General features: G+C 43.4%; 14 protein-coding genes. 7 read left to right on the top strand and 7 right to left on the bottom strand.

The window, feature by feature from the left end; translation table 11 throughout:
- Window positions 1-68 precede the first annotated feature (68 nt).
- Both ACO05P_RS10810 and ACO05P_RS10805 read left to right on the top strand, forming a co-directional pair.
- Window positions 69-830 (top strand): TatD family hydrolase, encoded by a 762-nt coding sequence (locus ACO05P_RS10810; RefSeq protein ID WP_421750761.1) that lies wholly within the window; start codon window positions 69-71, stop codon window positions 828-830.
- The gene (locus ACO05P_RS10805) at window positions 827-1,858 is read left to right on the top strand and encodes an asparaginase (RefSeq protein WP_421750759.1); all 1,032 of its coding nucleotides are present in this window, start codon (window positions 827-829) and stop codon (window positions 1,856-1,858) included. Before ACO05P_RS10810 ends, ACO05P_RS10805 begins: the two co-directional genes overlap by 4 nt.
- On the opposite strand, the gene ACO05P_RS10800 is transcribed toward ACO05P_RS10805, so the two are convergent.
- A complete protein-coding gene (locus tag ACO05P_RS10800) occupies window positions 1,855-2,052 on the bottom strand; it encodes a helix-turn-helix transcriptional regulator (RefSeq protein ID WP_210760051.1) in 198 nt (65 codons plus the stop codon). The two genes, ACO05P_RS10805 and ACO05P_RS10800, sit on opposite strands and share 4 nt — an antisense overlap.
- On the bottom strand, window positions 2,049-2,462 hold the full coding sequence (locus ACO05P_RS10795) for a hypothetical protein (RefSeq protein WP_421750757.1): 414 nt from the start codon (window positions 2,460-2,462) through the stop codon (window positions 2,049-2,051). The genes ACO05P_RS10800 and ACO05P_RS10795 overlap by 4 nt, the downstream gene beginning before the upstream one ends.
- Before the next feature lie 131 nt (window positions 2,463-2,593).
- Here ACO05P_RS10795 and ACO05P_RS10790 point away from each other — a divergent pair, with 131 nt between their 5' ends.
- The 5 genes from ACO05P_RS10790 (at window position 2,594) to ACO05P_RS10770 (ending at window position 7,699) form a co-directional block, all read left to right on the top strand.
- Window positions 2,594-3,364, top strand: coding sequence for an AMP nucleosidase (locus tag ACO05P_RS10790; protein WP_421750755.1), 771 nt, complete (start codon window positions 2,594-2,596; stop codon window positions 3,362-3,364).
- Window positions 3,365-3,410: 46 nt separating this feature from the next.
- The gene (locus ACO05P_RS10785; protein WP_421750753.1) at window positions 3,411-5,189 is read left to right on the top strand and encodes a helix-turn-helix domain-containing protein; all 1,779 of its coding nucleotides are present in this window, start codon (window positions 3,411-3,413) and stop codon (window positions 5,187-5,189) included.
- A 126-nt stretch (window positions 5,190-5,315) separates the two neighbouring features.
- Entirely contained in the window at window positions 5,316-6,311 is a 996-nt protein-coding gene (locus ACO05P_RS10780; protein WP_421750751.1) for an NAD(P)-dependent alcohol dehydrogenase, read from the top strand.
- Window positions 6,312-6,323: 12 nt separating this feature from the next.
- A complete protein-coding gene (locus ACO05P_RS10775; RefSeq protein WP_421750749.1) occupies window positions 6,324-7,007 on the top strand; it encodes a DUF4386 domain-containing protein in 684 nt (227 codons plus the stop codon).
- A gap of 20 nt (window positions 7,008-7,027) precedes the next feature.
- Window positions 7,028-7,699, top strand: a complete 672-nt coding sequence (locus ACO05P_RS10770; protein WP_421750747.1) for a DUF4386 domain-containing protein — start codon at window positions 7,028-7,030, stop codon at window positions 7,697-7,699.
- A 138-nt stretch (window positions 7,700-7,837) separates the two neighbouring features.
- Here the strand turns inward: ACO05P_RS10770 and ACO05P_RS10765 are convergent, their stop codons facing one another.
- From ACO05P_RS10765 to ACO05P_RS10745, 5 genes are all read right to left on the bottom strand, one after another.
- Window positions 7,838-8,254, bottom strand: a complete 417-nt coding sequence (locus ACO05P_RS10765) for a hypothetical protein (protein WP_421750745.1) — start codon at window positions 8,252-8,254, stop codon at window positions 7,838-7,840.
- 99 nt (window positions 8,255-8,353) lie between these two features.
- On the bottom strand, window positions 8,354-9,343 hold the full coding sequence (locus tag ACO05P_RS10760; protein WP_421750743.1) for a nucleotidyl transferase AbiEii/AbiGii toxin family protein: 990 nt from the start codon (window positions 9,341-9,343) through the stop codon (window positions 8,354-8,356).
- A complete protein-coding gene (locus tag ACO05P_RS10755; RefSeq protein WP_421750741.1) occupies window positions 9,340-9,933 on the bottom strand; it encodes a DUF6088 family protein in 594 nt (197 codons plus the stop codon). The genes ACO05P_RS10760 and ACO05P_RS10755 overlap by 4 nt, the downstream gene beginning before the upstream one ends.
- A gap of 311 nt (window positions 9,934-10,244) precedes the next feature.
- The gene (locus ACO05P_RS10750) at window positions 10,245-10,658 is read right to left on the bottom strand and encodes a DMP19 family protein (protein ID WP_421750739.1); all 414 of its coding nucleotides are present in this window, start codon (window positions 10,656-10,658) and stop codon (window positions 10,245-10,247) included.
- Between the two features lie 10 nt (window positions 10,659-10,668).
- Window positions 10,669-12,114, bottom strand: coding sequence for an amidohydrolase family protein (locus ACO05P_RS10745; protein ID WP_421750737.1), 1,446 nt, complete (start codon window positions 12,112-12,114; stop codon window positions 10,669-10,671).

Genomic DNA, 12,114 nt, shown 5'->3' with positions numbered 1-12,114 from the left:
ATGCTGGCTAGCTTTTTAATTTCGGGCCTGGTTCGGCAGACGATGGGCATTTCTTACTTTCGCTGCCTATGATTGATACCCATACTCATATCTATTTAAAACAGTTTAGCGAAGACCGGGAAGCCCTTTTGCAGCGCGCATTTGAGGCTGGTGTTCAAGAATTGTTCTTGCCTAATATTGATAAGGAAAGTGTGGCTGCTTTAAAGAAGCTGGCAGCCGATCATGATCATATTTACCCAATGATGGGTTTGCATCCCAGTCATGTGAAGGCGGATTATGAGGAAGAACTGGCCGTAGTTTGGGAGGAATTGACTTCGGATACCCACTATTATGCGGTAGGTGAAATTGGTATCGATCTTTATTGGGATAAGACCTTTATTAAAGAGCAGCAAATTGCTTTCGATCTACAGATCAGCAAGGCTAAGGAAATGGGCTTACCTATTGTGATTCATTGTCGGGATGCCTTTGATGAAACCTTCGAAGTTTTGGAATCACATCGAGGGGATGATCTGTTTGGCATCTTTCATTGCTTTACCGGAAACCTGGATCAGGCGCATCAGGCTTTAAGCTTAAACCTGAAACTGGGTATTGGGGGAGTAGTTACCTTTAAAAATGGTGGCCTGGACAAGGTGGTTGCCGAATTGCAAACAGAGGACCTGGTGCTGGAAACTGATGCTCCTTATTTAGCGCCCATGCCTTATCGCGGCAAGCGTAATGAGCCGGCCTATCTCAGTTATATTGCCCAAAAAATTGCCGACTTGCATGAGCGACCCTTAGAAGAAGTTGATGCCATAACCACGGCGAATGCCCGCAAGATTTTTCAGCTATGAGCACGAACCGTCGGCGCATATTAATTCTTTATACGGGTGGTACGATCGGGATGATTCTGAAAAGCGATGGGGCTTATCATCCCTTTAGCTTTGAGAATTTGCAATCCTTTATTCCAGAATTGCGCGAATTTCCTGCTCAATTGGAGGCAGATAGTTTTGATGAGGTTTTAGATTCATCGAATATGACCCCAGCGCATTGGTTACGGATTGCCAAGCGCATTGAGGCTGATTATCTGAATTACGATGCCTTCTTGATTTTGCATGGTTCCGATACCATGGCCTATACATCGGCGGCTTTGAGCTTTATGCTGCAAAATTTGGCTAAGCCGGTCATTTTAACCGGAAGTCAGCTGCCAGTGGGGATTCCGCGTTCGGATGCTCGGGAGAATATTTTAACCAGTTTGGAGATTGCCATGGCTACCAATGTAGAGGGCGGTCCGATGGTGCCGGAAGTAGCGGTGTATTTCGAATACAATTTATACCGGGGCAATCGCTTGCAAAAAGTGAGTTCTCAAGATTTTGAAGCCTTCCGCTCTCCAAATTATCCTTTGTTGGCAGAGGCCGGAGTGCAGATAAAGTACAATCGCAATTCGATTATGCCGGCTAGTATTGGTCGTTTCCAGATTTTGGAGGAGTTGGATCCCCGAGTAGCGATTTTACATTGTTTTCCGGGTATGCAGGCAGAGTTGGCGGTGCCTCTCATTCAGAATCCGAACAATCAGGCAATCATATTACGCACCTTTGGAAGTGGCAATGCTCCAGGGCATCCCTGGCTTTTAGAGGCTTTGGCCGATGTGATCCAAAAAGGGATTCCGGTGATTAATGTAAGTCAGTGCTCTGCCGGTGAAGTGGAGATGTCGAAATATGAAGCCGGTAGAAAGTTCCAGGAAATAGGCCTGATCAGTGCCGGGGATATGGTGCTTGAAGCGGCCTTAACCAAGGCGATGGTGCTTTTGGCGCAGGGGCTACATGGCAAAGACTTTGAACAGGCCTATCTCGAAAATATCTGCGGGGAGCTGAGTGATTAAGCTTCCTCGAATTCGAAAATACCTTCAATAGGCGTTTCGAAGAGTAGGGATAAACGGAAGGCTGTGGGTAAGCTAGGGTCGAATTTCCCTTTTTCAATCGCATTAATGGTTTGACGGCTCACCCCAATTTCCTTAGCCAGATCCTCTTGAGTAAGACCTTTGGCGCTTCGTAGATCGCGAATGCGGTTTTTCATTGGAAGCGTTTTTTGTTGATCAATAGGCTAACTAAATAGGTAATGCCCATAAACATGACCAAATAGGAGATTTCGGCATCAAAAGGTATCAGCTTAATGATGTGGAGGGAGCTGAATGCTAAACCCACAACCAGAGTAAGCCCCAAGGTAATGCCCATGGATTCCAATTGTTGTTGGCGCTCTAGCTCATCCATGGTTTTCATCAGATTGCGATTAGCGCCAATCATCATCAGGCCCAGAATGATGTTTAGGCCTATGCTTAGCAATTTTAAGCTAGTAAGTTCTGGCCAGGCCAGGCTGCCACCAAATACTACTATGGCTTGACTGATTACCCAGGCAGTGGTCCACATACCCAATTTGCGCATGGCATTTTGACGTTGGGCTTGTCGTTTTTCGTGAAGTGCGTTCATTTTTATGTTTTAGTTTATGTAAAGTTTGCTTGACAAAAGTAAAGTTTTATTTACAAAAGTCAAGTAGAGTTGACATTTTTTATTTTCTCATCCGCCGAAAGGCGATTATCTTAAAGGCCTAAAAGATCCCTATGAAAACAAAATCTGAAATCGTTGATAATTGGCTACCACGCTATACCGGTGTGCCTTTAGAAGAATTTGGCTCCTATATTTTACTTACCAATTTCCAGCATTATTTGCAGCTTTTCGCCGATGTAACGGGCGCTGAAATTAGAGGCTTGGATAAGAGTATGCCTTCGGCCACTAGCGGTGAAATCACTCTGATAAATTTCGGAATGGGTTCGCCCAATGCCGCTACCGTTATGGATCTCCTTTCGGCAATAAGCCCTAAAGCCGTACTCTTTTTAGGGAAATGTGGTGGACTGAAAAAGCGCAATAAGATTGGGGATATGATTTTACCAATTGGCGCCATTCGGGGTGAAGGAACCTCCAATGATTATTTCCCGCCCGAGGTTCCGGCCATGCCTTCTTTTGCTCTTCAAAAAGCCATTAGTACCACCATTCGCGATCATGATATCAGCTACTGGACCGGTACGGTGTATACCACCAATCGCCGGGTTTGGGAATTTGATAAGAACTTTAAAAAGTACCTGCGCAAGATTAGAGCCTATGCCATTGATATGGAAACGGCCACTCTTTTTTCGGTGGGCTTTTTCAATAAGATTCCTACCGGGGCCTTGCTGCTGGTAACGGATCAGCCCATGGTTCCGGATGGGGTGAAAACCATGGAAAAAGACGCTGTAAATTCAAAGGTCTTTGATCAGAATCATGTGAAGATTGGCATTGAGTCACTAAGGCAACTAATTAATAATGGGGAGACTATTCGCCATTTGAAGTTTTAAGAAAATATCCGCGGCCTTTCCTAACTTGCTCAGCCAATCGCCAAACATGTCTAAAACTTCCATTGCCGTTCTTCCTTTTCGGAATTTAAGTAGGGATGCTGAAAATGAATACCTCAGTGAGGGTTTAAGTGAGGAGATTATCCATGCTTTAACTCGGGTGGAAGGCTTGAAAGTGACTTCCCGTCGCTCCAGTTTTTATTTTAAGGATAAGGATTTGCCTCTTTCGGAGATTGCCCGCGAATTAAAGGTAGCGGTGATTTTAGAGGGTAGTATTCGTTTGGCAGGCGATACTTTAAGGGTGTCAGCTCAGTTGATTAAAGCGGATGAGGATTATCAATTTTGGTCGGAAAGCTGGGATCGTAAATTGGCCAATATATTTGAGGTTCAGGATGAAATAAGCCTGCTGATTGCGGATCGATTAAGAGAGCAATTTGGTCACCTGGAATTTGGTGATCAATTGGTTTTTCCGGCCACTACTAATTTATCGGCCTACGAGCATGATCTTAAAGCGCGCTTTCATTTTAATAAGTGGAACGCCCAGGACGCTCGCTTGGCTATTGAAAATTGGGAGGAAGCTTTAAAGCTGGATGCACAGCAGCCCAATACCCATATTGGTTTAGCCGATGCCTATGGATTTTTGGCCACCACCCAAGCCATGGATTATCAAGAAGCTTGGGGCAAGGCGGTAGCACATACTCAGGAGGCGCTCAAGCTTGATCCTAATGCCGCCGGAGCCCATTATCAATTAGCAAATATCTCCTTCTTCACGGAAGCGGATTATCAGGCGAGTTTTCAGCATGCTCTAAAAACGGTGGAATGCGACCCGAGCTATCCCGAAGGTTTGCAGTTTTTAGCTTTCCTCTACATGTTGTTTGGCGAATTTGAATTGGCTGAACGCTATTTGAAACGAGCTTTGGATCGGGATCCCCTGAATCAGGAAACCTTGTTTTATCAGTCCTATTATTTTTACCGCACGGCAGAATACACTCGTTCAGAATCGATATTAGACAGTCTCCTCGAGCGCAATCCTCAAAATTTACCCGCCCTTATTACCCGAGCTTATGTTTGGTTGAAACTGCGCAAATATTCTGCGATTCAGCAACTTTTAGAGCAGCAATCAGAGTGGATTACACCAGGGGATCTTTTAGGCATTAAGGCCTTGTGGTTGTATGAAACCCAATCGGCGGAAGCGACAGTCATTCAAGAGCAATTGGAAGCTGAAGCTCAGGATTCGATGGCTTTTCAACAACATAGTTACCTCTACCTTTTATACGTGATTAAGGGAGAGGCGGATCAAGCTTTTGATTGGCTGGAGAAGGCATTGGAGATGAAGAGCGCCATTTTGCTTTTGTCTTTTAGCGATCCCTTGGCCGAAGCCTTGCGTGGGGATAGTCGCTTTGGACTTTATCATTCGAAAATCTATGGCAAGCTGCCCCGTGAGAAACAGAAGAGCAGCAAGCAGGCTTTAATGGATGAAAGCACGGAGCAAGAGTTTCGGGAGGAGCTTTTAAAGCTGATGGCGGAAGAGGAGCCTTATTTAAATCCTCAGCTTAGCCTGCGGAGCTTAAGTAGTCAATTGCAATTGCATCCCAATCAGTTATCCTGGCTACTGAATGAAAGCTTTGGGAAGAACTTTAATGAGTTCGTAAATACCTATCGGATTAACACCTTTAAGCAATTGGCCTTGGATCCTGCCAATTCCCATATTTCCTTATTGGGCTTGGCTTATGAGAGCGGCTTTAATTCTAAAACCGTATTCAATACCAGCTTTAAAAAGGAAACGGGCTTAACGCCCAAAGCCTTTGTGAATCAGCATCAAGCTTAGTTCTGCATTTCTTTTTGTACCGATTTATAATTCCGAACCTGCCGCATGGAATGGCGAACGCCTGCCCTAAGCTTTCGCTGAATCTTTGCCTCGTCAAAATGGATAATCAATTTAAAACCATTGAAGATGATGACGAAGCAAAACCTAAAAATGAAAGCCATCGTGGCACAGGGCTACGGAAGTCCTAAAGTATTCCGTTTGGAAGAAATCGACCGCCCGGAAGTTCAACCGGGTAAGGTGTTAATCAAGATAGAAGTATCGGCTGCTACTCGCGCTGATACTCAAATGCGAAGCGGTAAACCTTATGTGGCGCGCTTATTTACGGGCATTTCCAAACCTAAAAACCCCATTCCCGGAACCGGATATGCTGGAGTGGTGGAAGCCGTAGGTGAAGGAGTAAAGGATTTTAAAGCCGGCGATCGTGTTTTTGGTGAAACCACCCTGGGCTTTAGCGCCAATGCTGAGTACCTACTTACTTCGGCGGATGATGTACTTATGCACCTGCCAGAAATTATTTCCTTTAGCGATGCTGCTCCATTAGGGGATGGCGCGGTAACCTCAGTAAATTTCTTGCGCGAAGTTGGAAAGGTTAAGCCCGGGCAGAAGGTCTTAATTAATGGGGCCTCCGGTGCCTTGGGAACTTCAGCAGTGCAATTGGCGAAATACTATGGCGCCGAGGTGACCGGAGTATGCAGTACCCGCAATGTGGGTTTGGTAAAATCCTTGGGAGCAGATCATGTTATCGACTACAGCAAGGAGGATTTTACTACTCGCACTGAAGCCTATGATCTGATTTACGATACCATTGGCAAGTCTTCATTCTCGGAGGCTAAAGGGGCTTTGAAAAAGGGCGGTAAATACTTGTCTCCCGTAATGAGCTTGCCCTTACTATGGCAGATGCTGCTGAGTCGCAAGGCCGATAAAAAAGCCCTCTTCGCTGCCACCGGATTGCTCAAGCCAGCAGAATTACGTGCCCTCTTATCCCATCTCTTGGAAGTTATCGCGGAAGGCAAGCATAAAACGGTAATCGATCGTCAGTTTCCCCTCGAAAAATTAGCGGAGGCGCATACCTATATCGATGCCGGTCATAAGAAAGGCAATATCATCATTACTCATTCCTAAAAACTACCAATCATGCAAAACTTAAAACGAATGGCCCATTGGACAGGGCTTGGATACTTATTGATTTTTATTACCGCCTTTTTTGCCACTGGCTTTGTGGTAGAGGCGATGGTAATACCTGGTGATCCCAGTCTTACCTGGGCTAATTTTAAGGCCGCACCTGGGATGTTGAGTCTGGCCATCTTAAGCTTCGTGCTGATGGTGCTGATGGATGCCATTTTAGCGGTTCCCTTTTACCTTTTATTGCGCTCTGTAAACCAAAGCTTGGCTATGATTTCCTCGGCCTTACGCTTAGTGAATGCCGCGGTATTTGCGGTGGCCCTCATGGATTTGGTTTCCTTCCTGCGCTTACTAGGCAAGCCTTACAATGGCGATGAGCTTTTCATTCTACGGCAGGTAGATCATTTAACCCAAAGTTTTGATGATACCTGGTTGTTAGGTTTGATCTTCTTTGGCCTGCACTTAATGATTATGGGCTATCTGATTTTGAAATCGCCTCGCTTCCCTTCCTGGATTGGCTTGATGATTCAGTTGGCTGGATTAGTCTATGTGATTGATTCCGTGGCCAGCTTTAGCCTTGCGAATTACAATGATTACAGCGGCTTCTTCGAGATTATGGTAGTGATCCCCAGTGTAATTGGTGAACTCTCCTTATGCCTTTGGTTGCTCATTCGCGGCATCCGCATTCAGAAATAAGAACCTTAAAAACATTCAAAATGCAAGTATTTAGCTTAAATCAGTCACCGCGTACGGCGGCAAAAATCACTGGAATCGCAATTGTATTAATGGCCCTGGCTGCTGGTTTGGCCTTTGGGTATCTCCATCCTCAAATTTGGACAGAAGGTGATGCTCAAGCCACCGCTGCGAACCTGAAAAGCAAATTGGGCCTCTTTCAGATGGAAACCGCGCTTTGGCTATTTATACTCTTTTTGGATGTAGTGGTAAGCTGGTCTATTTGGCAGTTTTTTCGCCCGAACCAAAAGCGCCTTGCCAATTGGACTTTTGCCTTGCGTTTAGCTTATTCAGTGGTTTTGGCTGGAGCTATAAGTCAATTAGTACAAGTGGGAATTTTTAATGAAGGCCTTTCGGCGGAAGCCATTTACCATAAAATTCAATCCTTCGAAGCCATTTGGTCGGCCGGTTTAATTCTCTTTGGAGCCCACTTATTTGCGCTAGGAGCCTTGGTCTATAGGCAATACGGTTTGCCGAAAGTATGGGGCTTTTTGCTCTATATCGCCGGGATCAGCTATAGCTTAATCCATTTCTTAAAGGCCTTTCCCTTAATCTCTCAGCATAGTTTAGATGCCTTGGAATTAGGTTTAAGTCTACCCATGACCGTGGCCGAATTAGGCTTCGGAATTTGGATGTGGTGGCGCGGGGCTAAATAGAGATTAACGGTTTGCATTTGGCTTGTGGCGGTTTCGAAGCACTTTCCTGTCCCACGAAACTAAGGCTGGCTACGAAGCGAAAACCTTGATGGTAGCCGTTCACCCGCCATAAGATATATGCGTTGTTGGCAATAGTTTTTATTTTTTTAATGTCAAAACTGCCCATTTAAGCAATAAGTACATTCCACGAACTGGGTACAAAACGATTAGCGCAATGAAAACGATAATTTTGCTAAAATCCATTGACTCGTCCAAGTCCAATTTACTGTTATGATAACTATAATGTTCCTTCATCAATGAGTCCTTCTTTTCTGAAAGTTCTTTCTTCCGTTTGAGTAACTCCAAGGGTGGAAGTCCATCGATTTTTCTTATTTCCGCATGGATACTGTCTAAAGGTTTTTCTATAGCATAGGCTTTATCTCTGATGTTGACAGCTTTAGTTCCCTGAACAGAATTGAAAATAAAGATTCCAAGAAAGGTTATTAGTAAAACTCCAAAGATTGAGAATGCAAGAAGCACTTCTTTTGCTACTACCTTTCGTGTCTTTTCGTTCATTTTTTTCAAATTATTGCCAACGGTTTGGCTATGCGCAGTGTCCCGAAGGGCATTGCGTATAGGTTTTGTTGTATGCCGTTTTTATTTTATTCATTTCGTTTATTTAAATTTCTTCAAAATCTCATTCAATAAATCTTCAAACTCACCTGATTCTCCTTGAATCATGCTGCCGATCATTTCTTTATAATCTGCTTTGAAGTTATCCAGGTGTTCATCTGCAGGAACTATATTGATTGATTCTAAATTAAGTGTGTCGTAGTCTGTTGTTTTCATTGGAGTTAATGCTTTTCTGTGTGCAATGATGCTTTCAAAAAGCTCTTGATTTTCCAATGCTAGTTTGCCGTGTTCTGTTTTTAGAATTTGACCAATGTCATAGAAGTGCCTCGACATTCTAAAGTGTCTGACTTTCTCCTTTGGTTTTTGGAATTCCTCATGTAGTAGAATCAGTTTTTCTAAAAAGGTCTTTTGTGGATCTGTGGCACTTACCGGAAATGAACCATCTGTAAATGTTGCATCCGGGTATTGATCATCTATCCATGATTGGAGTTCAACTTCTTGGTATGGTTCTATTAATGATCGTGCACTTACTTCAATCTTAACTTTCGGTTGGAGATATGGAATTTCATTCTCCTCATAGAGCGATTTGTAATTCACTAAAATGGTTTCGGGGTCCTGGTCAGAAATCTGTGTGTTTTCTACTACCAACTCGTACAGACTGTCATCTATTCCATATTCATCTAGTTGCTTTTTCAGTATCCCCATTAATTCGCCTGAAACGAAAGTGTGACTTGCTCGTCTTAGTTTTCGAATTTGTCCTTTACTCAATTCTCCTTCAAACCCAAGGTATCTTCTGTCAATTCCTAAATCAATGTCTTCTGAGAACCGTTTTATCAGGTCGAAGGCTTTACTTAATGATGTGCCTCCTTTAAAGATTAGATAAGGTGCGAGTTCTGATGAGAACACCATTCTAAGCATAAGTGTTACCCAAACATCTTTCTCAACCGCCTGAGGTGGTACACCTATTTCATTAGAAACATCCTGATAGATCTTTCTCTTTTCATCATCTGGTATTTGTGAAAACTTGATCATAGTGCTTTTTGCATGATTTTTCTAATCCAAACTGGAGCTAATGGAATATCATGCTCTAGCTCTTTTTGTTTTTCCTTCTTGAGTAACTGGATAATCTTTTCTTCGAACTCTTCTGTTATTTTTTTCTGTCCTACTTCTTTTAATGCCTGAATAGCCAGACTACTTATCTTGCCTTTAGCCATTAAGTTCTTTGGTGTTGTTTTTTTGAGCTTAATTGTTCTCTTTCCTATTTGAATCTCACGTGGAGAACCATCAGTTAGATATACAAGCTTTAGTGGTATTTGTGTGCTTAATCCCAATTTGTTCAGAGCATGAGAACCAGTAGGCACAATTTTGATTTTATCTCGTTTAGCAATGCCCCTAGCAACTTCTTCTGCTGTAGGCATCACTTCACCTATATATTCGCTCGATATCGGTCTTACAAAAATTCCCCTAGCTACCCTTCGAATTACTTCTCTATTTGTTAGGCGCTCTAATGCTTTTTGAATTGCCTTTGAAGAACCGTAGGCAATAAAGTCGTCTGTAAAGAGTAGTACGCCTCTTTGCTTTGATTTTATCGCTTTTTCTATTTTATCCTCAATACTTTGCATTGACCGAATTTGTTTCTTTCTGTCGCAAAAATAGTAAACAATTGCGACAAAATAATTAATTACTACAAAGAATGATAACCTAGGAGGGAATTGAAGGAGAAAGTTCTTCTGTCGCAGAGGAACGGAGCAGCAAATGTGCTTGAACGTGCAGTTAGTTTTTTATTTCAATGGCATACAACGTTTTGCAAATGGATTGTGGCGGCTTTGAAGCACTTTCCTGTCCACCGAAACTAAAGCTGGCTACTTAGCGAAAACCTTGCTGGCAGCCGCTCTCCCGCCATAAGCTATATGCTTTGTTGTGGTGTCGTTTTTTATTTTCCTATTCCTGTATGATTAATATGTTCGAGAAGAGCCTTTTCTAAGTTTTCTGATTCCTTCCAAAATTTGTCATCCATTTCTTCTATGTCATTTTCGAGTTGGTCTTCTGGGAATTTATCTAATTCATCTTGTCTTGCGTCAGGACCTGCTGGAACTCCATTTGGAAAGTATGTTTTATTAAATTCTCGCAATTGATTTGCTACTGAAGAGAAGTTTAAATATTCTAAATCGTCAATTGTGTCTGAGTTTTTGTCCGCACCATGATTCATGTAGTGATCCCAAAGTCCGTCAGTTGTTAAAGGTTCGACATTGAACCAAACTCGTTGTTCTCTTGACAGTTTTTCATAGTCAGCGAATCCCATGTCGACAATTTTCTCCCATTCTGGTTGAGCTTCTTCTCTTGTCATTTATTCGTTTTTAAAATGCACCCCCACTCTTATTTATCCCAAAACATATACTTGAGCACCCGCACTGCGGTGGCAATAAATTAGAGCGGTCGTGAGCTTTGGCTTCAAATTCAGAAAGGGATTTAGCCTCAAGCTTGCGTCCCTTTTGCATTACCCAAATGGGTTTTTCCAGTCTGCTGATTTGCTCCAAAGGATTTTGGCTGCTTAAAATGAAATTGGCTTTCATGCCGATGGCTATACTCCCGCAATCTTTGAATTGTGGATGCACCTTACTGGGATTCCAGGTGGCGGTTCGTAAGGCTTCGTAATTGGTCATCCCACATTGGCGGTAGAATTCCAATTCATGGTGAATGGAATAGCCGGCTGCCGTACCTACAATGCCCGCATCGGTGCCACAAATAATAAAAGCACCAGCTTCATGCAGTTTTTTGACAATCTCTAAATGGAATTGATGCTGTTTCCAAATGCGATCCCCGGCGCTGCTATCTGCCTCCAATTGGGCGATATGACGCTCATAGTCGCCGGCAGCAAATTCGATAAAGGGATTGATATAATGATTTTGCTCTCGTTTTAAGAAATCTTCTTTGAGCCGATAGATTTCAGAAAGGTTGAAAAATACGGTGAGGGTAGGGCAAAGCGCCTGTTGGGATTGGGCATAATCTGCGATCACCAGATCTAATTTTTCGCGATCGTATTGATAGTCCAAAGCTTGCTGAAAGATATCTTCAGTATGCTCAACACTGCTAATGCCTGGCTGCATATGGTAACTGTAATCTACCTTAAAACTGGGATGGGCGATTAAGGGGATTTTCAATTTTTCGCATTCGGCGATCGCCGCATCAAAGCAGTCTTTTTCGAGTAGATTGTAAGTTTTTATGAAGTCGTAGCCCTGGTTTTGATAACCTTGAATCAGGGCCCGCGTTTCCTCCGGGCTACTAACTGGCTTCTTAAGGGGATCGCCGTCCTCCGGGCCAGAAAGCTGGGGAGATGAAGTATAGAAATCAGGGCCCATAATTTCATCCGATTCAATTTCTTCCTTTACCTGCAAATGAAAGGGCATTCCCAAGAGGCTGCGAACACTGGTAACGCCATTGGCCAGGTAGAGACCCAGTTCATGCCGATCCCAAAGATGCATGTGCATGTCTATTAAGCCCGGACTGAGATAGGCGCCTCCACCATGGATCACCTTCAGGTTGTTAGCCTCCAAATTGGGACCGATAGCGGTGATGATGCCATCCTCAACAATGAGGTCTTGATCTAGCAAAACAGTATCCTGGTTCATGGGGATAATGTTTACATGACGAATGCACCAGGATTGATTTTTCCATTCGGGATGATCCTTAATATTCAGATAGGCAGTGCTTTTATTCTCAAGGAACAGTGCGAAAAGAGCAATAAACAGAATGAGCAGGGGCAGGCCCAGCACTAGTGCTAAGAGGCCTTTGAGCCATTTCAT

The organism is Croceimicrobium sp., from assembly GCF_965228705.1.
GTDB lineage: Bacteria > Bacteroidota > Bacteroidia > Flavobacteriales > Schleiferiaceae > Croceimicrobium.
This window is presented reverse-complemented; position numbering and strand designations above follow the sequence as displayed.